The following is a 22,862-nucleotide window of genomic DNA, read 5'->3' as shown; positions in this document are numbered from 1 at the left end:
CATGAGGATACTAGAAGATACGCTGCCGAAGGACGGTCTGCCGCGCGTCGAGCCCCTGCCCCGTCATGCCCAGGTCGTGCTGATCGGCGACCTGCTGTCGCCGCTGCCCGACATCCACAGGACGGTCGCGGCACTCAGCGGCCGTGGCCTGCGCGGACACTTGGTACAGATCCTCGACCCTGCCGAGGAGACCCTGCCGTTCGACGGCCGGATCGAGTTCGAGGGGATGGAAGGCGAGGACGAGCTGCTGATCCCGCGCGTCGAAGCCGTCCGGCAAGCCTATATGGAAAGACTGGAAGCCCATCGAGACGGCTTGGCGGCGCTGGCCCGCGCCGCCGGATGGAGCTTCGTCACGCACAGGACGGACCGGCCGCCGCAAACCGCCCTTCTCGCTCTCTACGGGGCAATCGCCCAGGAACCGACGAGCTGAACCATGCTGGGACTGGGACCGATAGCCTTCGCAGTACCTTGGATCCTCGGAGCCCTGATCGTCCTGCCGGTCCTCTGGTGGCTGCTGAGACTGACGCCGCCAAGCCCAAGGATCGTCCAGTTCCCGGCGATCCGCCTGCTCCGCGATCTGGTCGCGCGGGAAGAGACGCCGGCGCGGACGCCGCTCTGGCTGCTGATCATGCGGATCATTCTGGCGGCACTGGTGATCCTGGCACTGGCGCAGCCGCTGCTCAACCCGCGCGCCGGCTTGCCCGGAAGCGGCCCGATCGTCATGGTGGTGGACAACGGCTGGGGCGCCGGACGCGACTGGCCGGCGCGGCAGCGGACCATGGCCGATCTGGTCGATCAGGCCGAACGCGGCAACCGCGACCTGATCGTCGTGGCGACCGCTCCCGACGCCGCCGGCGAGAAGCCGCGGCCAAGCAACCTGATGCGCCCCGCCGATGCGCGGCGCATCACCCAGTCGCTGGCGCCGATGCCGTGGCCGACCGACCGCGCCGCCGTGCTGGAAGCGCTGCGGGGGCTTCAGGTCCAGGGATCGGCCCATACGGTCTGGCTGTCCGACGGCTTGTCCGATGCAGCCGCCCAGCCGCTGGCGGCCAGGCTTCAGCAGATGGGGGGCGTGGAAATCCTGATGGACAGCCCCGACCGGCTGCCCAATCTGCTGCTTCCCCCGGCGACCGAAGGGACCGATCTGGTGGCGACCGTCAAGCGGGCGGACACGACCCTGCCGACACCGGTTACCGTGCGCGCGATGGCCGACGACGGCCGCTTGCTGGCACGCCAGGGTGCCGCCTTCACGCCCGGCGCGGACACTCAGGAAATCCGAATGGCCCTGCCGGTCGAGTTGCGGAACGAGGTGGTCCGGATGTCGATCGAGGGCGAACAGACCGCCGGCGCCACGGTGCTGCTGGACGAACGCTGGCGCCGCCGCCCGGTCGGGCTGGTTTCCGGCAGGCCGGAGGGCGAGAACCAGCCGCTCCTGAGCGACCTGTATTATCTGGAGCGGGCGCTGTCCCCCTTCAGCGAGATCCGGCGCGGCACCGTGCTGGACCTGATGAGCCGGGACCTGTCGGTCCTGATCCTGGCGGATATCGGGGCGCTGACCGACACCGAGGCGACCGCGGTCGAGACCTGGGTCGAGCGCGGCGGCGTGCTGGTCCGCTTCGCCGGCCCCCGGCTGGCGCAGCATACCGACCATCTGGTGCCGGTGCGGCTGAGGCTGGGTGACAGGACGCTGGGCGGCGCGCTGTCGTGGTCGGAGCCGGCCAAGCTGGCGGCCTTCCCGCCGTCGAGCCCGTTCGCCGGAATGCACATTCCGCCCGACGTGCTGGTGGACCGGCAGGTCCTGGCGGAACCGTCGATCGACCTGCCGGACAAGACATGGGCCAGACTGGCCGACGGCACTCCGCTGGTGACGGCGGAGAACCGCGAGGAAGGCAAGATCGTGCTGGTCCACACCACGGCCAATCCCGATTGGTCCAATCTGGCGCTGTCCGGTCTTTTCGTCGATATGCTGCGGCGGATCACCGCCTTGAGCGAGGGAGTTTCCGGCGACATGCAGGCAACCACCTTCGCACCGATCGAGGTACTGGACGGACGCGGCCAGCTGGTGCCGCCTCCCGCCACCGTCTTCCCGATCCCCGGCAACGCGTTCCGTCCCGACGCGCTGGGACCGCGCCATCCCCCCGGCTTCTACGGCACGGAAGAGGCCCGGCGGGCGCTCAATCTGACGTCCCTGGTGACCAGGGTCGAGCCGCTGCGGCGCCTGCCGGCCGGCGTCGCCCAGGGGACCTATGCCGCCCGCGGCGAGGTGGACCTGAAGCCCTGGCTGCTGGGAATGGCGATGGCGCTGGCGATCGCCGATCTGTTCGTGGCGATGGTGCTGCGGGGACTGCTTGGAAACTTCCGGTTCGGACGGGGGCGGCGCAGGGCGGCTGTCACGGCCGCGGCCGTACTGCTGGCGGCGGGGACCGTGGCGGCTTGGCCGGGCAGTGCCAAGGCCGCCGGCGACGACTTCGCGCTCAAGGCCAGCGGCGAGACTTACCTCGCCTATGTGGTCACGGGAGACCGCACGCTGGACGATACGACCAAAGCCGGGCTGGAAGGGCTCAGCGAAGTCCTGAACCGGCGCACCGCCGTCGAAACCGCCGGAGCCATGGCGGTCGATCCGGAACAAGACGAACTGGCCTTCTTTCCCCTGCTCTACTGGGCGATCTCGCCGTCTCAGCCGGACCTGAGCGACGCCGCGCGGGTCAAGCTCAACATGTTCCTCCGCAACGGCGGGACGATCCTGTTCGACACGCGGGACCGGCAGTTCGGTGCGGGATCGGCGCTGACGGGCGGCGGTCCCGGATCGCAGCGGCTCCGCCAGCTGGTCGACGGCCTGGACGTGCCGGCGCTGGCGCCCGTCCCGCCGGAGCATGTGCTGACCAAGGCGTTCTATCTGCTCCAGGACTTCCCCGGACGCTACAGCGGCGGCGACGTCTGGGTGGAGGCACAGGAGGGCCGTCACAATGACGGCGTGTCCTCGGTCATCATCGGCGCCGCCGACTGGGCCGGCGCCTGGGCGGTGGACGAGAGCGGCAGGCCCCGCAACGCCGTCGTTCCCGGCGGCGAGCGTCAGCGGGAGATGGCCTATCGGTTCGGGGTCAATCTGGTGATGTACGCACTGACCGGCAACTACAAGGCCGATCAGGTCCATGTGCCCGCCATTCTGGAAAGGCTCGGGCAATGATGGGTGGACTGGACGGCACCGCGATAGAGTTTTCGCCTCTGCTGCCGTGGGCGGTTCTGATTCCGCTTTTCGTACTGGCCGCTGCCGCCGTACTCGTGGCGCTGATACGGCGTGCAAGCGGTACGGCTTGGCGCATGCTCGGCCTTGCGGCGCTGGCGGTGGCTCTGCTCAACCCGTCGCTGGTCCAGGAAGACCGCCAGCCGATCAAGGACGTCGCTGTGCTGGTGGTCGACGAATCGCCCAGCCAGAACATCGGCGAGCGCCGCGCCCGGACGGAACGCGCGCTGAGCGACGTTCAGGAACGGCTCGCCCGCTTCCCGGACCTGGAAGTACGCGTCGTCAGGACGAGCGGAGCCGAGGGCGGCGTCGGCGGCGCCATCGAGGAAACAAAGCTGTTCGAGGTGCTGGACCGCGCCTTGTCGGACCTGCCGCGCCGACGGATGGCCGGAGCGGTGTTCATCACGGACGGACAGGTCCATGACGTGCCGGGAGAGGGCAAGGGACTGGGCGACCTCGGCCCCATCCACACGCTCCTGACCGGAGATCGCGACGAGGCGGACCGCCGCCTTGCCGTGGTCAAGGCGCCGAGCTTCGGGCTGGTCGGCAAGCCCGTGACGGTGACGGTTCGGGTGGAGGACATGCCCGGCAACCAGTCGCCCGACGCCGTCGTGAACATCCGGCAGGACGGCGGCGCGCCAAGGCCGTTCCGGGTGCCCGTCGGGCGCGACATGCCGCTGGAATTCACGCTCGATCATGGCGGCCAGAACGTCTTCGAGATGGAGGTGGCGGCGGCTCCGCAGGAACTGACGCTGGCCAACAACAAGGCGGCCGTCGTCATCAGCGGCGTCCGCGACCGCCTGCGGGTGCTGCTGGTTTCCGGCGAGCCCCATGCGGGCGAGCGCACGTGGCGCAACCTGCTGAAGGCCGATCCGGGCGTCGATCTGGTCCATTTCACGATCCTGCGTCCACCGGAGAAGCAGGACGGCACGCCGATCCGTGAGCTGTCGCTGATCGCCTTCCCCATCCGCGAGCTGTTCGAGATCAAGCTGGACGAATTCGACCTGATCATCTTCGACCGCTACCGGCGGCGCGGCGTGCTGCCCCAGCTTTACCTGAGCAACATCGCGAACTACGTCGAGAACGGCGGCGCCTTGCTGGAAGCGGGCGGTGCGAGCTTCTCCAATTCCATGAGCCTGTACCGGACGCCGCTGGGCGCCGTGCTGCCGGGCGAGCCGACCGGGGAGGTGATCGAGCAGCCTTTCAAGCCGATGGTCACCGAGCTTGGCCGCCGGCATCCCGTCACGTCGGGGCTTCCCGGCGACGTGCAGCCGGGAGCGCCGGCCGGAACCGAGCCGGGCTGGGGCCGCTGGTTCCGTCAATTGGACGTGACTCCGCTTCAGGGCAGCGTGGTGATGGAAGGCGTGGCGGGCCGCCCGCTGATGATCCTTAACCGGGTGGGAGAAGGCCGGGTGGCGCAGATCGCCAGCGACCAGCTGTGGCTGTGGTCGCGCGGCTACGAGGGCGGCGGGCCGCAGGCCGAACTGCTTCGCCGGCTTGCCCATTGGCTGATGAAGGAACCGGAGCTTGAGGAGAACGACCTGCGCGCCAAGGTCGAAGGCAACCGCATCACGATCGAGCGGCGGAGCCTGGAACCGGACCCGCGCGCGGTCGAACTGACCAGCCCGTCCAACGACGTGCGCGGCGTGGACCTGACCGAGGACGGCAACGGTCTGGCGACTGCGTCGCTGCTGGCGACGGAGCCGGGGATCTACCGGATCAGCGACGGAGAACGGACGGCGCTTGCCGTGGTCGGCGCCGTCAACCCGCCGGAACTGGCCGATGTCCGCACCACCGGCGACCGCATGGAGCCGGCGGCTGCCGTGAGCGGCGGCGGCATCCATTGGCTTGCCGACGGCGATATCGACATCCGGCGCACCCGCCCCGACCGCGATCAGACCGGACGGAACTGGATCGGGCTGCGGTCCAACGGCGACTATGTCGTGACCGGCGTCAGCGAGGCGTCACTGCTGCCGGCGGGGCTGGTCGTATTGCTGGTTGTCGGAGCCCTGCTGGCGGCCTGGAGACGGGAGGGGCGGTAGGACGGTCGAACGGGGGCGATCCGACGGATCGTCCTCCTCCTGGTACCAGTCCGGGTCTTCTTCGCCCTTCGCTTCCAACTCGTCGGCATCGTCGGGAAACCCCTGGGCGTACCAGTCCTCCACCATGATCCCACGCGATGGCGGCTCCTGATATGCCGGCGGCTGCGGCGACTGCATCAGGGCGAGGCCGAGCATGGACAATCCCCAGATGCTCACGCCCGCAAGCCAAGCGCCGATGATCTCGTTGGTTTTCACAGCTTCGTTCCATAGACAACGTCAGGCTGATTAAGAATCACATTTGTCGCGGTGCAACCCATTACAAGACATGGTTGTGGCGATCGCGGTATCATAAGGCCTTGACCGGATGGGCGATGTGACTGATCTCTCATCCATGATGACTCAGACATTCCTGGACGAGCCGGGACGGACCGGCAGCCGTGGCCGGTCGCTGCTCATGCTGCTGGCCTTCGTGATCCTCGTGGCGGTCGCCTCTGCGACGGCCTCCTCGGTGACCTTGCCGCAGATCGGCGGCTGGTATGCCGGCCTGGAGAAGCCATGGTTCAACCCGCCGAACTGGCTGTTCGGCCCGGTCTGGACGGCGCTGTATGCCATGATGGCGATAGCCGGCTGGCTGGTCTGGCGCGAACGCGGACTGAACGGCGCACGCGGCGCCCTTGCGCTGTTCGGCCTTCAACTGGCGTTGAACATCCTGTGGTCGCTGATCTTCTTCGGCCTGGAAAGTCCGGGTGCCGCCTTCATCGAGATCGCGGCGCTCTGGGCCGCCGTCGGCGCTACGATGGTGGCTTTCCGGCGAATCAAGCCGCTGGCGGGTTGGCTCTTCGTACCGTACCTGCTCTGGGTCAGCTACGCGGGGGTGCTGAACGGTGCGGTGTGGTGGTTGAACGGGTAGTATACCGCACTGTAGTCGACTATCCTGCTTTCAGGGCATCTTCGACTGCATCGGGGTGCTTCTCGATGACTTTCAGAAGTACCCGCGCCGATCTGTCAGGTCGTCGGCGCCCTTGCTCCCAATCCTGAACGGCCCGGGCATCCAACCCAAAACGGTTTGCAAACGTCACGCGGCTGAGACGCATCGCCTTGCGAAGAGCGCCGACATCGACGTCGGGCACCTCGACCGTATGCGTCGAAGTCTTGCCCCGGGCTCCACCCATGTAGGCAGCAGCTTCCTGCATAGCCTCGATCAGATCGTCGCCGAAATCGCTCATTTCGTCTTCCTCTTCGGGTGTGACGCCTTGATCAATGCAGCCAACTTGCTGACCGTCTTCTTCTGATCCGATGTCAGGTCATCCTGTTCGTCCTTCCCGTAAATCAAGAGAGCGAACAAGGGCATGCTGTCGTCGAGATAATAGTAGATAACCCGCGCGCCGCCGGACTTTCCTTTGCCCCTGGCCGAGATTCTCACTTTGCGAACCCCACCGGTCTCGGGAATTTCGTCACCGGCAAGCGGATTGTTCGCCAGAAAATCAATTACAGCCTTGCGCTCTCCTTCAGCCAGAACCTTATCCGCACGTCGGCTGAACACGGACGTCTCAACAACAGTGATAGACCGGACCTTCATGATTGAAGATGCGGCATTGCCGCAGCCAAGGCAAGCATGGAAAGATCTTTCTGCTCCCTCATCGCAGAAAGACCCGCAGCGCATCTTCCGAAGGCAATGACGCTATCTTGTACATGAGCTGATCGGCGAGGTCGCGGGGGATGCCGGCGCGGCGGAGGCGGCCGCCCAGTTCGCGGCGGACGTCTTCGATCGGGATGTGGGCCGGGGCGAGGTCGCGGGCGTGGCGGATATGGCTGAAGATGCGGGACAGGCTGCCGAACAGGAACACGCCCTTCTGCCGGCCCATGTCCGTTTCCGCAAGATCGAGCAGGTAGCCGATCTGGCCGCCGGAAGTGTTCAGGGTACCGCAGAGCTGCTGGACGGCGGTTTCGAACGGCAGGTCGGTTTCACCCGACCGCAACGCCGTCTTGGCCCGGCGCGTCAGCGCCACGCTCATTTCCGGACCACCGCGAAAACCGCTGAAGCAGGCGAGAGAAGCGGCGATGCGGTGGAAGGCGATGGCGCAGTAGCGCGAGCCGTCCTTGCTCAGCGGGTGATGGCCGTCCAGGCCGGCGCGGACCCGCCGCAGCAGGGCAGCCTCCACTTCCGGCAGGCGCCAGCCGGCCAGCGCGTTGCTCAGGTCCATCAGGACGGGGGTGAAAGGAAGCCGGTCGTCCAGCTTGCCGTTCAGTGTCGCCAGCAGGCCCAGCAGGGCGGAGCCCAGGTCGGGCGAATAGCCGATCAGCGCCTTGACCGGGTCGCGTCCGTCTATCGTCTCCGCCAGGAACTGGTCGATCGCCGTGATCCCTTGCGGATCGCAGTCCTCGTCTTCCAGGATCATGAGGAGCGATTGGACTTTGTCGCACCACTCGCGATGCCCTTCCAGCAGCCGGCCGAAGGCATAGCTCATGACGCGGTCGTATTCCGCCGGCGCGCAGCCGTCGGCGATCCGCTCCTGAAGCGCCGACATCCCGTCGGTGGCGAGAAGCTTGGCGTAGGGCGCCAGGGTATTCGACGTCTGGGCAAGCTGCTTGAGCCGCATCCAGAGGGCGCCGAGTTCGCGCTCCCGGTCCGGCATGAAGCAGGAGACGTCGCGAGTCTGGATCTTGGCGAGCCGGGTGATGCCGGAGTTCAGCAGCATGCCCTCCCGCTCGATCGTGCGGAGGGCAATCCAGTCGTGCAGCGTCTCGCTCGAGACGGCGATCTGCCGGTCGGCGTAGCGGCGGGTCAGCCGCAGCAGGGTCATGCGGCTGGGATAGCCGTAGACGTCCAGCACATCCTTGCAGGAACTGGCCTCGTCGATGGGCGTGATGCCGACGACCTCGGTGCCGCCTCCCTGCGAGGCCCGCTCGAAGACGACGGTCTGGGTATGCTTGCCGACCTGGACGACCTGGACGCGGCCATATTTGGCGAGGCTGAGCAGATAGGTCGCGCGCTCCGTCGCCTGTCGCTGATCCTCGAAGATACCGTCGATGCTGGAATAGCCGCCCTGTTCGACCACGACTTCGAATCTGGCCTGCTTCTTCCAGGAAAACATCACTGCGACGGGTCCCTGTGCGAAAAGGTTGAGATCGCCCCCTTATCGCATCATATACCGGCACGAACAAACAGCAATTAGAGTCACATTTTATTGATCATCTTGACCGCCGCGATGGCGGCGCCGAACCCGTTGTCGATGTTGACGGTCAGGATGCCCGGCGCGCAGGAGGCGAGCGCCGAATGAAGCGCCGCCGTGCCCCCGGCGGAAACCCCATAGCCGACGCTGGCCGGGACGGCGATGACCGGCGCGTCGATCAGGCCGGCGAGCACGCTGAACAGGGCGCCTTCCATGCCGGCCACCGCGATGACGACGCGGTAGCTGCGGATATCGTCGAGGCGGCGCATCAGCCGCCACAGTCCCGCCACCCCGACATCGGCGATGACGGGGGATTGGAAACCGAGGAACTCCAGTGTACGTGCGGCCTCGGCGGCGACCGGCAGATCGGAGGTGCCGGCCGCGACGATGCCGACGCCGGGTCTTAGACCGGGTTCGGCAGGGGTTTCGCCGCACCACCCGGTACGCGAAACCGGGTCGTAGTTGGCGAGCGCCGCGCGGCTTTCCTCGCCCAAGGACGCGAAGACCGGCGGTTCAAGGCGGGTGAACAGGAGACGGCGCCCTGCGTCGACGGTCGCCTTCAGGATCGCTTCGATCTGGGCAGCGGACTTGAAAGCGCAAAGCACCGCTTCGGGAATGCCGGTGCGGCGCTCGCGCTCCCAGTCGATCTGAAAGTCGTTCCCGATGTCGCTCACGATACCCCGCGCAGGAAGGCAGATCCCCGGCGGTAAGGGCGGACGCCGGTGAAGACTCGTCCGGTCCGGCGGCACAGCGCTTCCACCAGACGGCCGATCTCGTCGCGTCCGATCCCCATCTCTCCCACCTCGACCGCCACGCCGGCGTGGGTGATGCGGCAGCGGATGTTCGGTTCGCCGGGGATGACGTCGGCAACCGCCCGTTCCACCGTGTCGATGAAGCCGAGGTCGTCGGCGTCGATGGCGATGCCGGTCTCGACCCGGCTGGACAGGCAAGGCTGGGCCGGCAGTTCCGCCAGATCGTCCAGGCCGTGCAGGCGCGCGATCTCGCGGACAGCGGCCTTGTCGATCCCGGCCTCGACGAAGGGATGGACGACGCCGCGCTGGGAGGCGGCCTTCAGGCCGGGGCGGTAGTCGCCGAGGTCGTCCAGGTTGGTGCCGGATGCGACCGTCCCCTGGGTGACCGAGCGGATGCGGTCGTAGAGGTTCGACTTGCAGAAATAGCAGCGGTCCACCGGGTTGGCGCGGTAGCGCGGGTCCTCGAACTCCCCGGCGTCGGCAACGGTGAGCGCCCAGCCGTGGCGTTCCGCGTGGGCACGAACGCGGGCAGTCGCATGAGCCGGCACGGCGGGAGAGACGGCATGCAGCATGCCGACCTTCCCGCTGGAGAAGCGGTGCGCGACATAGGCCAGCGTCATGCTGTCCACCCCGCCGGAGACGGCGATCACCAGCTCGGGATAGCGGTTCAGGGCGGCGATCAGCCGTGATTGGGCATCGGCGCCGCTCATCGCTCGGCCTCCGACTTCGCGGTCCGGCGGCCGGCGAGGCTGTCGATGGATGCCAGATCGTCGCTTTCGGCCTTGGCGGTCGCGGCGCCGCCGGGACGGTCCACCCGCTTGACGCGGATATCGGAGCCGCTCTGATCGGCGCTACGCTCCAGCGTCGAGCGCTGCTCGGCCCGCCAGCGCAGGCCGATGGTCGATGTCTCGATGAAGCAGAGCCGCTGGACGGCTTCCAGAGCTTCCGGCCGCACCAGCAGGCGGAACTCCGTCAGCGGCCTGCCCTTCTTGCCCGATAGGGACGCCAGCGCCACGTCGAGCACGCCGTCGGCGGCGCGCAAGCGGTCGGCGGCGATGCCGATCTCTTCCCCTGTCATGTCGTCGATGTCGAAGGAGAGCACCGCGACGGTCCGCGCTTCGCCCGGACTGCCGGCTGAGGCGGCGGTCTCGAAGACCAGCGCGCGCAGGACATTCGGCATGCCGGGCAGGTCGCGGGTTCCCGCTCCCATGCCGGCGCCGGTCAGCTTGCCGCCGCTTCGGGTGGCGCCGGCGGCGAGATGGCGCAGGATGGCGGCCCCCGTCGGCGTGACGCGCTCGCCCCCTACCCCGTCGTCGCGCCATTCGAACCCGTCGAGGATGCGCGCGGTCGCCGGGGCCGGGGCCGGCAGCAGGCCATGCGCCGTCCGTACCCGTCCGCCGCCGAGCGGCAGGTCGGACATGCTCCAGGTGGCGTCCAGCGCCGCTATGATGGAGCCGCTGGCGACCACGTCCATCAGCGAGTCCCAGTCGCCGATTTCGTGGAAATGCACGTCACCCAGCGGGACGCCGTGGATGAAGGCTTCGGCTTCGGCCAGGATGGTGAGGATCGCGACGGCATGGTCCGCCGTCCCCTCGGCCAGAGGAGCGGAACGGATCAGTTCGACCATGTGCCGGTAACTGCCGGAGCCGTCATGGTGATGATGGCCAGCATCGTGGCGATGCCCCTCCAGTCCGAAACGCAGCACCGTCAGGCCTGCGCTGGTTCCTTCCATGAAGTGAGCGGTTCCGGCGGCCGTAGGCAAGACGGCGGCGACGTCATCGAGCACCCGCCGGCGCAGTTCCGGCACGGCATCGGTCAAGGCTGCGACGAACATGTCGCCGGCGATGCCGCCGACGACGTCGAGGTGGATATGCCGAAGGCTCATGCCGCCTCATGGACCGGGACCACATAGGGTCCTTCGGGGATGATGGCGACATGCGGATCGTTGTGGCGCTGGATGCTCTCGGCCACGGCGGCGTCGAGATCGCCGATGACTTCGACGGCGGTGATGCGCCGCTCCTCCGCGTCCAGGCCGGAGGTGTAGAGCATGACCCTGCCGATCCGCATCGGCTTCAACTGCATTTCGGTCTGCCACTCGTCCACCTCGGCGAGCGACTTGGCCGTCAGGGTGGCGAGGAAGCGGTCGGGACCAAGCTCGACCAGCCGGGTCTGCGCCTCGCGGAACTCCTTCGACCCCATGCCTTCCGAGCAGGCCGACGCGATGATCAGCGTACCGCCCGGCTCCAGGATGTCGAGCGGAGTCACCATCCCTTTGACCGTCTGGTAGTAGGTCTTGTCCAGCGGATAGCCGGCGGAGGAGGTCACGACGGTCTTGAAGCGCCGGGGCACCTTGATGCGGGTGATGTCCTGGATGAACTCGACGGCGGCCAGATGGCTGGCGATGATCTCACCGAAGGTGACGTGGACGAGGTCGCGATCCTCGTCGATCACGGTGTTGAGCGCATAGATCTCGCCCAGCGTCCGGACGATCTCCAACTGCTCCTCGTGCAGCGGGTTGCCGACCAGATTGCACTGAACAGCCAGCGGGTCTTCCATGAAGCGGGCGGAATGGAAGGTGCGGATCGTCTCGTGACCGGCGACGCCGGGAGCCACCACCTTGCGTCCACCCGACCAGCCGGCCATGAAGTGCGGCTCGACGAGGCCGGTGGCGATGCGGAGGTCCGCCTCGACGAAGCGGCGGTCGATCCGGACCGGCGTTCCGCGCGTGGCGGTCACGCCAAGGTCCACATGGTCCTCGTCGCGCATCGCGAAGTGGTTTTCCACCCTGACATTGTCGAGCACCCATGGGGCGCCGACGAGTTCGGCCATCTCAACACCCTCGTTGGGGCGGTGCAGGCCCGTCGCGATCAGGACGGTGATGCTGTCCTTGGGGATGCCGGCCGCCACCATCGTCTCGATCATGGGGCGGAGGAACAGGCGGTTCGGGACGGGCCGGGTGATATCGCAGATCAGGATGCAGGCGCTCTTGCGCCCCTGCGCCAGCGTCGCCAGCGGCGGCGCGTCGATCGGGTTGTCGAAGGCGGCATGGATGGCGCCGGTCTGGTCCGCCAGTTTCGGCAAGGTCGCCTTGCGGATCACGGTCGCCTCGGCCCGTTCGGGCAGGCCTACCGTCAGGTGTCCGCGCCCGAAGGCGATATCGACGGTCTTGTACGGCTCCATGACCAACTCCTCAACGTTTCTCATTCAGATGCGGCGGCTACCCTATATGCCGGTTCGTATATGGTAGCCGCCACAGCCTGGACGAGATAGATCGTTTAGCGAATAGTCTGCTATGCGATCAATTGTAGACGGCGTCGGGCAGCCACAGCGCCACCTCCGGGAAGACGTAGAGGATGAGCAGGCAGACGACGACGATGCCGAGGAACGGCATGACGCCGGCGAAGATCTGCTCGATCGTGACATGCTTGGGTGCGACGCCCTTCAGGTAGAACGGCGCCATCGCGATCGGCGGCGACAGGAATGAGGTCTGGAGGTTGAGCGCCACCATGATCCCGAAGAACAGCGGATCGATGCCGAAGTTGTCCAGCAGCGGCAGGAAGATCGGCACGAAGATGATGATGATCTCGGTCCATTCCAGCGGCCAGCCCAGCACGAAGATGATCGCCTGCGCCAGGATCATGAAGGTGATCGGATTGAGGTTGAGGCTCATCACGAACTCCTCGATCACGCTCTGGCCGCCCAGATAGCCGAACACCGAGGAAAAGATGAAGGAGCCGACGAACAGCCAGCACACCATGGCGGTCGTACGGCCGGTCAGGAACACCGATTCCTTGAGCTTGTCCAGGGTCAGCGCCCGGTAGCATGCCGCCAGGATGATGGCTCCGAGGGCTCCCATGGCGGCGGCTTCCGACGGCGTCGCAAGGCCGAACAGGATGGCGCCCAGCACCGAGAAGATCAGGGCCGTCAGCGGCAGGAACGACCGCGCCAATTCGGACAGCGCCCGTCCCCAGGTGGCGTCGCGCAGCATCTCGGGCGGCGGCGGCGGCGCCATGGCGGGGCGGAAGAAGGCGATGCCCACGACATAGAGCATGTAGAAGCCGGTCAGCATCAGACCGGGAATGAAGGCCGCCGCGTAGAGCTTGACCACCGAGACGCCCGCCGTGGCGCCGTACAGGATCAGCATGACGGAGGGCGGGATCAGGATGCCCAGGCATCCGCCGGCGCAGACGACGCCAGCCGCCAGCCGCGTGTCGTAACGCGCTCGCAGCATCGCCGGGAAGGCCAGCAGACCCATCAGGGTCACCGTGGCGCCGACGATGCCGGTTGCCGTGGCGAACAGGGCGCATGTGGCGAGGGTGGCCACCGCCAGCGAGCCGGGCATGCGGCCGAACGTCATCTGGATCGACCGGAACAGCCGGTCCAGGATATTGGCGCGCTCGACCAGATAGCCCATGAAGACGAACAGCGGGATGGAGATCAGCACGTCGTTCGACATCACCGCGTAGGTGCGCTGGACGAACAGGCTGAAGATCGCGTCCCCCATGCCCATGTAGCCGAAGCCCAGGCCCAGCGCCATCAGGGTGAAGGCGATGGGGAAGCCCAGTGTGATCGCCCCGATGAACAGGACGAGCATGGTGAGGCCGAGTTGAGGATCGGTCATCGGGCCAGCCCCGCTTCCCGGCGTGCCGCCGCTTCGGCCAGGATCTGCTGTTCGAGTTCCTCGACATCCTGAAGGCGCTGCGGCCACCAGCCGTTCCGGATGCAGATGACGCAGCGGACGCTCTCCGCCAGCCCCTGAAGCAGCATCAGCACGCCGACCAGCGGGATCAGCATCTTGAACGGCCACATCGGCGGACCGTCGGGACTGAACGCCGAACGCTCGTTGAACATGTAGGAGATCTTGAAGAAGCCCCAGCCCGAATAGATCAGCGCCAGAACCGCCGCGAAGAAAAACAGGATGTAGAGCGTCAAGTCGACGGTGGCCTGGACTCGCGGCGACCACTTGCGATACATGAAATCGCCCCTGACATGCCCGTTCCGCGACAGTGCATAAGGACCCGCCATCATGAACAGCGTTCCGTACAGCATATAGCTGACATCGTATGCCCAGGTAGTCGGCGCGTTGAAGACGTAGCGGCTGAAGACTTCGTACACGATCACAAACGTCATGGCGACAATCGACCATGAGAATATCTTACCGACCCAGGTATTTACCTTGTCGATAGCAAGCAGGAGCCCTTGCATACAGCCTCCCTCCCTGTTGGTATGTTATTGCTTGGTTTTTAGTCTTGGCCGGCGCCAGTGCTCACAGGTGGGCCGATCGGAAGGCGGGAGATCGAGAGGATAACCAAGTAGCTTTGCCGCACCGCACAATAAAACTGCCGCCAAGCCATGGTGTCACTCGATCGGAAGAGATACCTGCACCTTAAATATCATGGAATTTGTTTCAGCAAAAACGGAAAACAATCTATCGTTTTCGCCAGCCTGGGTGGCCTCATGTTTCGAGGGCCGGGAAGGACTGCAAGGCTTGATCTTACCGCCCAGCAGAATGGCGCCGGCTAGGCGATCGCTTCTCCGAGAGCACGCCCTTGTCAGCGCCCGAATCCGGCGCCGCCTCGTCCACGCCGGCATGCTCGAGCATCCGCATCGCGATCTCGTGCTCGCCCATAACAGCCAGCGAACATCCCATCTCCTCCAGATGGCCGACTGCGGCACTCGTATGGGCCCGGGCGATGATTTCCAGGTCGGGATTGGCGGCACGCGCCTGTTCGACCACCTGCCCCGCCTCGAAGGCTTCCGGTACGGTTACGAAGAGACGGCGGGCGGCATGCAGGTTCGCGGTCGCCAGCACGCGGGGATCGGCGGCATTGCCGACGAAGACCTCGGCACCGTCCCGCCGCGCGGCGGCGACCTCGTCAAGGCGTTCCTCGAACACGAGCACCGGCCGGCCGGCGGCACGCAGGCCTGAACCGACCAGCGAACCGACGCGGCCATATCCGACGATGACGTCGTGCCCTGTCAGGGAGCTGGCCGTGAGCGGGACGGCCTCCTCGTCCGCGACCACGGCCGCGACGGGTTCGGCGGGTTCGGATACGGGAGCGGCGGGCGTGTAGACGCCGGGACCGGCAAGGGCGGGTTTCGGCGCCGGACGCAGCTTCTCGAATGCCATGAAGACGAACGGGTTGAGCAGGATGGAGATGATGGCGCCGGCCAGGATCAGGTCCCGCCCCTCCGTCGGCAGCACCTCCATGCTGACGCCCAGGCCGGCCAGGATGAACGAGAACTCGCCGATCTGCGCCAGACTGGCGGATATCGTCAGGGCGGTGGAATTCGAGCGGCCGAAGGCCTTGACGATCAGGAAGGCGGCGATGGTCTTGCCGACGATGATGATCGCAACGGTGCCGATCACCGACCAGGGCGACCGGATCAGGACGCCGGGATCGAACAGCATGCCGACCGACACGAAGAACAGCACCGCGAAGGCGTCGCGCAACGGCAGCGCTTCCTCGGTGGCGCGCTGGCTCAGCGGACTTTCGGCCAGGACCATGCCGGCGAAGAAGGCGCCGAGCGCGAACGACACGCCGAACAGCGCCGCCGCTCCATAGGCGATGCCGAGCGCCACGGCGTAGACCGACAGCCGGAACAGCTCGCGGGAGCCGGTATGGGCGGCGTAGTGCATGATCCAGGGCACGATGCGCCGGCCGGCGATCAGCATGATGGCGACGAAGGTTGCGACCTTGACCAGGGTGATGCCGGCCGACCACGCGATCGTCTGCCAGGACGCCGTTCCCCCGGCGCCTCCCAGGGCGCCGCTCAGCGCCGGCAGCATCACCAGCGCCAGCACCATGACGAGGTCTTCCACGATCAGCCAGCCGACCGCGATCCGGCCCCGTTCGGTTTCCAGGATGCGTCTTTCCTGCAAGGCGCGGATCAGGACGACCGTACTGGCGACCGACAGCGCCAGGCCGAAGATCAGTCCGGCTCCCATCGTCCAGCCCAGGCTCCACGCCAGCGCCATGCCCAGCAGCGTCGCAACCGTGATCTGAACGACCGCTCCGGGAAGGGCGATGGTCCTGACCGACATCAGGTCCTTCAGCGAAAAATGCAGGCCGACCGCGAACATCAGGAGGATCACGCCGATTTCCGCCAATTGGTTGGCAAGTGCCTGATCGGCCACGAAACCCGGCGTAAAGGGACCTACGGCGATACCGGCGAGCAAATATCCGACCAGGGGCGACACGCGAAATTTATGAGCCACCAACCCAAGAACGAAGGCCAGTGCGAGCCCGATGGCGATAATGGCGATAAGAGGCGTGTCATGCCCTGGCACTAAATCTCTCCCCGGGAATGCAATGAGACTACAAATAGCTGTACCGGTCACATGGGACCAAATGCCTCAGTTTCAACCAAAATGTCCCACATTGACCTTTTGGAATAGCAAGCCTATCTAGCTGGCCATGCCGCTGACATCGGAACAATGCCGCGCCGCAAGGGCGCTTCTGGACTGGACGCAGGACGACCTCTCCATCCGGGCCGAGGTCAGCCGCAGCACCGTCCGCGGCTTCGAAGGCGGACAGCACGAGTTGCAGCGCGCCACGGCAGCAGCGATCCGCCGCGCCTTGGAGGCGGGCGGCGTCATCTTCCTGGATCCCGATGCCGGTTGCGGGCCGGGTGTCAGGCTTGAGCAACCCGCCCACTCCGATCGAGCCAGGGGCCAGTCCTGATCCGTGATTGAAGCCGGACCATCAAGCCCAAACATTCTTCAGGCCCATACATTCTTCAGGCCAATACATTCTTCAAGGATGCGCGAAGAATCCTGGTTGAAAGGGAGATACGGCGATGACCGACGATACGATCCCGGCCCCGGACGAAGGAGTCGCCGACCCCGGCCGGATCAGCGGATACCATGCCCACATTTACTACGATCCGGCGGTAAACCGCGACCGGGCAGAGGCGATCCGCAACCGTATCGCGGCGTCCTTCCCCGAAGCGCTGCTAGGACGCTGGCACGACCAGCCGGTAGGACCGCATACGTCGGCCATGTATCAGGTGGCATTCCCGTCGGAACTCCTGCCGAAACTCCTCCCCTGGCTGATGCTGAACCGCCTCGGCCTGCCGGTTCTGCTCCATCCGTCGACCGGGGACGACTACGCCGACCATACCGATCATGCCGCATGGCTGGGCGAGGTCCTGCCGCTGAAGTTGGAAGTACTTCGAAGAAACGGGTGACCCGGAAAGCAGAAAGGCCGCCCCGAAGGGCGGCCTTTCCATTGTCAAACCACGATCCTTTTCAGATCACGATACGACTTCTTACAGAAGCTGGGTTCCGCCGGAGGCGAAGACCCTGGTCTCGACGATCGTGGATCGCGGCTTGGAACAATTAGACACAGGACCACCTCCTTTCACTTGTTGATGAGATGTTCCCTATATGGAAACGTCTCGGGAACGCGCAAGAGCCGCCGCAGCACTTTTTCCCGGCGTCAACCGCCGCCGCGCACACCGGTCGTCGCTCCCCGAGCGAGCTGCCGTGCCTGCCGGACCTTGTCCATGCAGGCTCCGCTGTCGCCGCGTTCGGCGGCGGCGCGGCCCTCGCGCAGCATCGACGTCATATCGTCGGTCTGCTGCGGAGAAAGCCTTGCGCCGGCGAGCCCGCCCGGCTGCTGTCCCGGGTTCTTGCTCATCGGGACCGGATCGATGCCGCGAACCGGTTGCTCGGTGCGGATTCCGCTGCCGATCGGCGCAGGAGCGACGACGCCGTCCGATCTTTCGATATCCTTGGAAACCGTGTCGCGGCTGGCCGCTCTGCTTTGGGTCCTGTCGGCATCGGCCATCGCAGATCCTGCCATCTCGCCATCCGGTGCGGAAGAGCCCCGGCCGGCGTCTGCGAAGGCGGCCTCCAGCCGCTGGATTTCGTTAAGGCAGCTTTCCTGCTGAGCCGCGGCCGGATTGTCCGCGGCGCTTGCGACTATCCCTGCGCTTACAAGGGCCATGGCGATGATCGTGCTGCGCATAGCGTAGTTCCTCGTACTTGCCGTCGTCAGGTCGCATCCTTGCGTCGAGCCTTGGACATCCGGCCACTGTTGGCTGCCCCCGGCGACAGAGGAGTCCCCGGCGATCCCATGGCATCCATCCGGCCTGCCGCGACGGTCGACAGGTTAGGCTCGCCTTCCGACGAGATTTCCCGGGACGCCTGCTCCCAGTGCCGGTCTTGCTGACCTTCGGGTCGGCCGGCCTGCTCCCATAGCTCGTGGGCACGCTGCCGGACCCGCTCCTCCCTGTCGCCGCTCATCGCCGCAACTCCTTCAGCCTTCTTGTGTTCAGCCGCTCTTGCCGACGCCCTTCATGACATCCGCCATGGTCTCGAACTTCCCATCGGGCATCTTGTCGATCAGGTCGAGGACCTCGCCGTCGGCGCCCTGCTGCCTGGCATGTTCCAGGATGTCCTGCTTGCCGGCCGGAAAATCGATGCCCTTCAGGTGCTTGGTGACGTCTATGGGGGAATGCCCCTCCAAACCCTTGCTCATGTCTGTCCCTCCAGTTGGAAGCGAAGCTGCTCGCCCCGACAACAGGACGGGAAGTGGATCGTCACAACGGCATCCTCACACTTCCCCATGATACTGGAAGGCCTTCTCCGTGCGCGCCTCTGGAAGAAGAGCCAGACATGAGTGACCGTATCCTGGGGTTTTTTCGATACCACAGTGACTCTGGACCGCGAGGGGCCATCCAGTTCATCAGGGCTGAGACAACCCCGGGCAAAGGTTCATCCTGTAGCTCCCACCCTATCGCAGTTCGACGATATGGATGACTCGGACAATCTGATCCGCGAAGCGGGACTCTGTCTGATCGAGATGGAATTGACCGAGCCCTACGACGACTCGATGGACTTTTTCAGTTGGCGGACAAACAAGGCCTCGGCATCTGAACAGAAAGATTAGGCTGACCGGCAATTGCGCAGCATATCAGGATCACTGAGGCCGCTTATCCGTCCTACGACGAAGTTTACCATACATGCCTACCGCCTCTTGGGCGAGGACCACCACGTCCACCGTGTGATAGCGAACCTGCCCGCCTTCTGTAGCCAACCGGCCCCCGCCGCATTTGCATTCCCTCCCGTCCTTTGCTTCTATCGCCCCTGAAACCAGAAGGACGGATGAAGCGGATGCGCATACTGTTTACCGGACAGGCTCCGATACCGGACGAACGGGCCGAGAGCCCCACCGTAAGTCTCCAGCCGTAAGCCCCCAGCCGTGCCCCCCCCTTCCCGCCCCGCTCCGACGCCGTTCATTCTCTGCGCGGATGATTACGGCTTCTCGCCGGGCGTCAGTTCTGCCATCCGCGACCTGATCGACCGGGGCCGGCTGTCGGCCACCAGTTGCATGACGATGTCGCCGTTCTGGCGGGACCATGCCTCCTGGCTGAAGCCCTACGCCGATCAGGTCGATGTCGGCCTTCATCTGACCTTGACCGACCACCAGCCCATTGGCCCGATGCGGCACACGGCGCCGGCGGACCGGCTGCCGCCGCTTCGCACCCTGATGCAAAAGGCGCTCACCTATCGGCTGGATCGGGCTGAGGTCGATTCGGAATTGAATCGCCAGCTCGACGCGTTCGAGCGCGATTTCGGACGCGCTCCCAGCCATATCGACGGGCACCAGCACATTCATCAACTTCCCATTGTACGGCAGGCTTTAATCAAAGCTGTTAAAAGTAGGTACGAGGGAGAAAAAATCTACTTGAGATTATGTAGTGAAAGTTATGCCGCGACCCTTAGGCGCGGCATCGAGATTCCGAAGAGTATTTTGATTTCATCGCTCGGACGAGGCTTGCGCAGACTTGCGCACAGGCATACTGTTGCAGGCAACAGTAGCTTTCGCGGCATATACGATTTCTCCAACCGCGTTCCGTTCGGCACTTTGATGGACCGTTTCGTCGAGGACATTCCACCGAGGGGGCTGGTGATGTGCCACCCCGGTATTCCTGACGAAGAGCTTCGCGCACTGGACCCCGTGGTGGACCAGCGTCGCGTCGAGTATGACTGGTTGGGCGGGCACGGCTTGCCGTCTCTGTTGGCGAAGCAGAATCTTCGGCTGAGCCGCTTCTTCGATTAGCGATGTCTTCGACCGAAGTCTTCTTTCGATCAGTTGAACCCGCTGTGCCGGAGAGCCCATACATGACTTTGGAGAGCCGTGCGGACGCGCCGGAACTCCTCCTGGATCTGTAGCATTCTCTGGTTGCCTTCCTCCTTGAATCCCCTCGTCGGCATGTCGCGACATCGCGCCAGCAGCTTTACCAACCGTATGGCGCCGATATGGGTCGAACTGCTTCCCAGCGAATCAGCGTGCTCCCGGAAGGTGAGGACGTCTCCTTCGTTCAAAGCCTGGCACATCGCGTCGATCAGTTCGGCTCCGTCGATAAGGAAAACGGAAATGACGTCCTCCAGAAAGCCGTTGTCGGGGTCGAGCGACTGGAGTGCGTCAAGCGCCGCCTCGTCGATCGACGGTTCCGCGACGGCGGAAAAGCGGGGATGGGACGAGATCGACGCGATCACCCCGGTCTCCAGCGCCTGCCGCGCGCTGAAGGACGCAGCGCCTAAGCGATCGACCGCCTCAAGCAGGCGGAAGCCCTCGACCGGCATCGGCAGAACCTCGTTCATCCCGGCGGAAACGCAGCGCTTGCGCATGGGATCGTCCAATCCGGGCGCCAAGCCGACGATCGGCAGGTTGGCGTCCTCCGACCGCATGAAGCGGTACATCCGGACGATGTCCAGGGCACTGGGATTGCGCAGATGCAGGTCGATCAGCATGACGTCCAGACCGCCCTTGTGCAGCAGGTCGAGCGCGCTGTCGCCATTCCCGGCGATGTGGACCGTATGACCGGCGCGCTCCAGTTGCCGGCGCAGGCTGCGGCCGCCATAGTCGCTGTCCTCCGCCAGCAGCACCCTGAATCTGCGTTTCGACGTCCCGCCGCTCCGGGCGGCTGCCCCCCCGATCAGCCCGCCGGCCTGAGCCGGCAACAGGATCAGCCCGGACGCGACCCCGATGATCAGATACGGCGCCTCGGACAGGACGCCCGTCGTCAGGGCGACCACCGCCAGACCAAGGACTCCTGCCGCAGCGGCCGCGATAGCGCCCGGCGCCCCATCGCTGAGCGCGCTGCCCAAGGCTATCCAGATGTAAGCGAACATCCAGACCTGCGTGGACGGGTCTCCGACGCACAGGAGCAGGGTAATGCACAGCGTGTCGGCGGCAACGCCGCACATTCGGCGGACACGGCACGGCCGTCCCCGCCACAGCAGGTCGAACATCAGCCCCCAGGCAGCCAGCGAGCCGCCCTGAAGGACCAGCACGGCGGCCTCGGCCTGGGCAGGCCCCGCCTCGGCTGAAAGCACGGTGATCCCGCCGGTGAAAAGGATCATGAGGGTGATGCTTGCGATGCGTGCGACCGACTGGGTGAGTTCGTCGCCGCATCCGAACGCTACTTCCCGCCAGCGCCGGCATACGCCGCGCCGCCGCAGCAGGCAGACGGTGGCGACGGGGCCGGCGCTCAGCATCAGGACCGATAGCAGGCCGAACCAGGGCCTTGCGCCACTCCACCAACTCTCCGGCAAGCCTTCCGGCCAGCCGCCGCGCAAATCACCCGGCAGCCCGCTCAGCCAGAAGGAAACGGCTCCGGCCACGATCAGCCCGAGGAGCGCAGCGATCATCGAGATCAGCAATCCCATGATCCGAACCGGTGGCGGGGGCGGCAGGTCGAGTTCGGCATCCGAATCGACCGTCGGGTCGGGGATCTGACCGGTCATGCCGGCTCTCCATCGACCAGACGGGAGCGGGCGGTCACGTCCATCGAAACCGTGACGATGCGGACGATGGCGCCGGCGCGGTTGCGAACGGGTGTCTTCAGCGTAACCAAGGTGCGACAGACGCCGTCGGGCATCTCGACCTCCTCCTCAAACGGGGTCATCGGCTCACCCCGGTCCGCGACGCGCCGGTCGAGCGCCATGGCGCGCGTCCCGCCGTCTCGCGGCAGCAGATCCGCCGGCGACCGGCCCACCGCCCTTTCGGCGGTGACTCCCAGTGCCGCGGCATAGGTGCGGTTGACATATTGATACCGGCCATCCGGGCCGGTGGCGGATACCATGGCTGGGACGGTGTCCAGGACGGCGACGAGATCGCGCGCCCGGGCGACGGTCGCCCGCGGGTTCTGTCCCCGCAGCAGCAGGTGCTGCCGCCGCAGCGTCAGCAGCGTCCTGACGCGGGCGCGGAACTCCAGCGGATCGACGGGCCCCAGCAGGAAATCGTCCGCTCCCGCCTCCAGCGCCTGCCGTCTCAGGCGGGCGTCGTCGAAAGCCGTTACGACGACGACCGGAACGTGCGTCCGGTCGGGCTGGGCACGGAAGCGCCGGATGAAAGCGGCGCCGTCCAGTACGGGCATTTTGAAATCGGTGATGCAAAGGTCCGGGCAATTGCTCGCCGTCCAGTCCAGGGCTTCCACCGGGTCTGAAAAGGCGTGGACGATGATGTCAGCGGCCAGCGAACCGGCCAGCTTTGACAGGATCTTCAGATTGATGCGGCGATCGTCCACGACGACGACAATGGGCATAGGTGCGCAATGGGCTCGTGACGATTCATGTGCAGGGTTGGTGACACCGCATCCATACCGATCCGGCATCGCTCAGAATGCACACTAACCC

General features: G+C 65.7%; 24 protein-coding genes. 8 read left to right on the top strand and 16 right to left on the bottom strand.

Annotated elements, in window-relative coordinates:
- The 3 genes from AC5JJ6_RS12675 to AC5JJ6_RS12665 form a co-directional block, all read left to right on the top strand.
- Nucleotides 1–430 (top strand): DUF58 domain-containing protein (locus tag AC5JJ6_RS12675; protein ID WP_496042381.1); only part of this gene is annotated, 430 nt, incomplete at its 5' end.
- Between the two features lie 3 nt (nt 431–433).
- Entirely contained in the window at nt 434–3,187 is a 2,754-nt protein-coding gene (locus AC5JJ6_RS12670; RefSeq protein ID WP_496042380.1) for a DUF4159 domain-containing protein, read from the top strand.
- Complete coding sequence (locus AC5JJ6_RS12665; protein ID WP_496042382.1) at nt 3,187–5,286, top strand: hypothetical protein; 2,100 nt, start codon at nt 3,187–3,189, stop codon at nt 5,284–5,286. The genes AC5JJ6_RS12670 and AC5JJ6_RS12665 overlap by 1 nt, the downstream gene beginning before the upstream one ends.
- On the opposite strand, the gene AC5JJ6_RS12660 is transcribed toward AC5JJ6_RS12665, so the two are convergent.
- Nucleotides 5,209–5,541, bottom strand: a complete 333-nt coding sequence (locus tag AC5JJ6_RS12660; protein ID WP_044433601.1) for a hypothetical protein — start codon at nt 5,539–5,541, stop codon at nt 5,209–5,211. The genes AC5JJ6_RS12665 and AC5JJ6_RS12660 overlap by 78 nt on opposite strands.
- A gap of 136 nt (nt 5,542–5,677) precedes the next feature.
- Between AC5JJ6_RS12660 and AC5JJ6_RS12655 the strand changes: the two genes are divergently transcribed.
- Nucleotides 5,678–6,196, top strand: coding sequence for a TspO/MBR family protein (locus AC5JJ6_RS12655; protein WP_496042379.1), 519 nt, complete (start codon nt 5,678–5,680; stop codon nt 6,194–6,196).
- Between the two features lie 19 nt (nt 6,197–6,215).
- On the opposite strand, the gene AC5JJ6_RS12650 is transcribed toward AC5JJ6_RS12655, so the two are convergent.
- The 10 genes from AC5JJ6_RS12650 to AC5JJ6_RS12605 form a co-directional block, all read right to left on the bottom strand.
- Nucleotides 6,216–6,512, bottom strand: a complete 297-nt coding sequence (locus AC5JJ6_RS12650; protein WP_496042378.1) for a helix-turn-helix domain-containing protein — start codon at nt 6,510–6,512, stop codon at nt 6,216–6,218.
- The gene (locus tag AC5JJ6_RS12645; RefSeq protein ID WP_496042377.1) at nt 6,509–6,829 is read right to left on the bottom strand and encodes a type II toxin-antitoxin system RelE/ParE family toxin; all 321 of its coding nucleotides are present in this window, start codon (nt 6,827–6,829) and stop codon (nt 6,509–6,511) included. Before AC5JJ6_RS12645 ends, AC5JJ6_RS12650 begins: the two co-directional genes overlap by 4 nt.
- Nucleotides 6,830–6,923: 94 nt before the next feature.
- On the bottom strand, nt 6,924–8,381 hold the full coding sequence (locus AC5JJ6_RS12640) for an FHA domain-containing protein (protein ID WP_496042376.1): 1,458 nt from the start codon (nt 8,379–8,381) through the stop codon (nt 6,924–6,926).
- 83 nt (nt 8,382–8,464) lie between these two features.
- Complete coding sequence (gene larB, locus AC5JJ6_RS12635; RefSeq protein WP_496042375.1) at nt 8,465–9,133, bottom strand: nickel pincer cofactor biosynthesis protein LarB; 669 nt, start codon at nt 9,131–9,133, stop codon at nt 8,465–8,467.
- Nucleotides 9,130–9,921, bottom strand: a complete 792-nt coding sequence (gene larE, locus AC5JJ6_RS12630) for an ATP-dependent sacrificial sulfur transferase LarE (RefSeq protein WP_496042374.1) — start codon at nt 9,919–9,921, stop codon at nt 9,130–9,132. Before larE ends, larB begins: the two co-directional genes overlap by 4 nt.
- Complete coding sequence (gene larC / locus AC5JJ6_RS12625; protein WP_496042373.1) at nt 9,918–11,096, bottom strand: nickel pincer cofactor biosynthesis protein LarC; 1,179 nt, start codon at nt 11,094–11,096, stop codon at nt 9,918–9,920. The genes larE and larC overlap by 4 nt, the downstream gene beginning before the upstream one ends.
- Entirely contained in the window at nt 11,093–12,391 is a 1,299-nt protein-coding gene (locus tag AC5JJ6_RS12620; RefSeq protein WP_496042372.1) for a nickel-dependent lactate racemase family protein, read from the bottom strand. Before AC5JJ6_RS12620 ends, larC begins: the two co-directional genes overlap by 4 nt.
- A gap of 118 nt (nt 12,392–12,509) precedes the next feature.
- Nucleotides 12,510–13,832, bottom strand: coding sequence for a TRAP transporter large permease (locus AC5JJ6_RS12615; RefSeq protein ID WP_496042371.1), 1,323 nt, complete (start codon nt 13,830–13,832; stop codon nt 12,510–12,512).
- Nucleotides 13,829–14,341, bottom strand: a complete 513-nt coding sequence (locus AC5JJ6_RS12610) for a TRAP transporter small permease subunit (RefSeq protein WP_496042370.1) — start codon at nt 14,339–14,341, stop codon at nt 13,829–13,831. Before AC5JJ6_RS12610 ends, AC5JJ6_RS12615 begins: the two co-directional genes overlap by 4 nt.
- Nucleotides 14,342–14,705: 364 nt before the next feature.
- Entirely contained in the window at nt 14,706–16,502 is a 1,797-nt protein-coding gene (locus tag AC5JJ6_RS12605) for a cation:proton antiporter domain-containing protein (RefSeq protein WP_496042369.1), read from the bottom strand.
- A 127-nt stretch (nt 16,503–16,629) separates the two neighbouring features.
- Here AC5JJ6_RS12605 and AC5JJ6_RS12600 point away from each other — a divergent pair, with 127 nt between their 5' ends.
- Nucleotides 16,630–16,896 (top strand): helix-turn-helix domain-containing protein, encoded by a 267-nt coding sequence (locus tag AC5JJ6_RS12600; protein ID WP_496042368.1) that lies wholly within the window; start codon nt 16,630–16,632, stop codon nt 16,894–16,896.
- 115 nt (nt 16,897–17,011) lie between these two features.
- A complete protein-coding gene (locus AC5JJ6_RS12595; RefSeq protein WP_496042367.1) occupies nt 17,012–17,401 on the top strand; it encodes a DOPA 4,5-dioxygenase family protein in 390 nt (129 codons plus the stop codon).
- A gap of 251 nt (nt 17,402–17,652) precedes the next feature.
- On the opposite strand, the gene AC5JJ6_RS12590 is transcribed toward AC5JJ6_RS12595, so the two are convergent.
- The 3 genes from AC5JJ6_RS12590 to AC5JJ6_RS12580 are packed head-to-tail and all read right to left on the bottom strand — an operon-like array spanning nt 17,653 to nt 18,696.
- Nucleotides 17,653–18,183: a hypothetical protein gene (locus AC5JJ6_RS12590; protein WP_496042366.1), complete on the bottom strand. Its 531-nt coding sequence runs from the start codon at nt 18,181–18,183 to the stop codon at nt 17,653–17,655.
- A gap of 26 nt (nt 18,184–18,209) precedes the next feature.
- A complete protein-coding gene (locus tag AC5JJ6_RS12585) occupies nt 18,210–18,461 on the bottom strand; it encodes a DUF2934 domain-containing protein (RefSeq protein WP_496042365.1) in 252 nt (83 codons plus the stop codon).
- Nucleotides 18,462–18,489: 28 nt separating this feature from the next.
- Entirely contained in the window at nt 18,490–18,696 is a 207-nt protein-coding gene (locus AC5JJ6_RS12580; protein WP_496042364.1) for a DUF2795 domain-containing protein, read from the bottom strand.
- A gap of 141 nt (nt 18,697–18,837) precedes the next feature.
- Here AC5JJ6_RS12580 and AC5JJ6_RS12575 point away from each other — a divergent pair, with 141 nt between their 5' ends.
- Together AC5JJ6_RS12575 and AC5JJ6_RS12570 are read left to right on the top strand one after the other, a co-directional pair.
- Complete coding sequence (locus AC5JJ6_RS12575) at nt 18,838–19,107, top strand: hypothetical protein (protein WP_496042363.1); 270 nt, start codon at nt 18,838–18,840, stop codon at nt 19,105–19,107.
- Between the two features lie 312 nt (nt 19,108–19,419).
- Nucleotides 19,420–20,280: a ChbG/HpnK family deacetylase gene (locus AC5JJ6_RS12570; RefSeq protein WP_496042362.1), complete on the top strand. Its 861-nt coding sequence runs from the start codon at nt 19,420–19,422 to the stop codon at nt 20,278–20,280.
- Nucleotides 20,281–20,309: 29 nt separating this feature from the next.
- Here the strand turns inward: AC5JJ6_RS12570 and AC5JJ6_RS12565 are convergent, their stop codons facing one another.
- Both AC5JJ6_RS12565 and AC5JJ6_RS12560 read right to left on the bottom strand, forming a co-directional pair.
- Nucleotides 20,310–21,971, bottom strand: coding sequence for a response regulator (locus AC5JJ6_RS12565; protein ID WP_496042361.1), 1,662 nt, complete (start codon nt 21,969–21,971; stop codon nt 20,310–20,312).
- Nucleotides 21,968–22,771 (bottom strand): response regulator, encoded by an 804-nt coding sequence (locus tag AC5JJ6_RS12560; protein WP_052832074.1) that lies wholly within the window; start codon nt 22,769–22,771, stop codon nt 21,968–21,970. Before AC5JJ6_RS12560 ends, AC5JJ6_RS12565 begins: the two co-directional genes overlap by 4 nt.
- Nucleotides 22,772–22,862: the final 91 nt, after the last annotated feature.

It is taken from the genome of Skermanella sp., from assembly GCF_059503625.1.
The sequence above is the reverse complement of the archived record's forward strand: the minus strand, read 5'-3'. Positions and strand labels throughout refer to the sequence as shown.

Bases quoted from the DNA above. Each gene is read 5' to 3' on its own strand.
- AC5JJ6_RS12670 (WP_496042380.1), top strand. From the start codon at position 434: ATGCTGGGACTGGGACCGATAGCCTTCGCAGTACCTTGGATCCTCGGA.
- AC5JJ6_RS12665 (WP_496042382.1), top strand. From the start codon at position 3,187: ATGGGTGGACTGGACGGCACCGCGATAGAGTTTTCGCCTCTGCTGCCG.
- AC5JJ6_RS12655 (WP_496042379.1), top strand. From the start codon at position 5,678: ATGATGACTCAGACATTCCTGGACGAGCCGGGACGGACCGGCAGCCGT.
- AC5JJ6_RS12650 (WP_496042378.1), bottom strand. From the start codon at position 6,512: ATGAGCGATTTCGGCGACGATCTGATCGAGGCTATGCAGGAAGCTGCT.
- AC5JJ6_RS12640 (WP_496042376.1), bottom strand. From the start codon at position 8,381: ATGTTTTCCTGGAAGAAGCAGGCCAGATTCGAAGTCGTGGTCGAACAG.
- larE (WP_496042374.1), bottom strand. From the start codon at position 9,921: ATGAGCGGCGCCGATGCCCAATCACGGCTGATCGCCGCCCTGAACCGC.
- larC (WP_496042373.1), bottom strand. From the start codon at position 11,096: ATGAGCCTTCGGCATATCCACCTCGACGTCGTCGGCGGCATCGCCGGC.
- AC5JJ6_RS12620 (WP_496042372.1), bottom strand. From the start codon at position 12,391: ATGGAGCCGTACAAGACCGTCGATATCGCCTTCGGGCGCGGACACCTG.
- AC5JJ6_RS12615 (WP_496042371.1), bottom strand. From the start codon at position 13,832: ATGACCGATCCTCAACTCGGCCTCACCATGCTCGTCCTGTTCATCGGG.
- AC5JJ6_RS12610 (WP_496042370.1), bottom strand. From the start codon at position 14,341: ATGACGTTTGTGATCGTGTACGAAGTCTTCAGCCGCTACGTCTTCAAC.
- AC5JJ6_RS12600 (WP_496042368.1), top strand. From the start codon at position 16,630: ATGCCGCTGACATCGGAACAATGCCGCGCCGCAAGGGCGCTTCTGGAC.
- AC5JJ6_RS12595 (WP_496042367.1), top strand. From the start codon at position 17,012: ATGACCGACGATACGATCCCGGCCCCGGACGAAGGAGTCGCCGACCCC.
- AC5JJ6_RS12590 (WP_496042366.1), bottom strand. From the start codon at position 18,183: ATGCGCAGCACGATCATCGCCATGGCCCTTGTAAGCGCAGGGATAGTC.
- AC5JJ6_RS12585 (WP_496042365.1), bottom strand. From the start codon at position 18,461: ATGAGCGGCGACAGGGAGGAGCGGGTCCGGCAGCGTGCCCACGAGCTA.
- AC5JJ6_RS12580 (WP_496042364.1), bottom strand. From the start codon at position 18,696: ATGAGCAAGGGTTTGGAGGGGCATTCCCCCATAGACGTCACCAAGCAC.
- AC5JJ6_RS12565 (WP_496042361.1), bottom strand. From the start codon at position 21,971: ATGACCGGTCAGATCCCCGACCCGACGGTCGATTCGGATGCCGAACTC.
- AC5JJ6_RS12560 (WP_052832074.1), bottom strand. From the start codon at position 22,771: ATGCCCATTGTCGTCGTCGTGGACGATCGCCGCATCAATCTGAAGATC.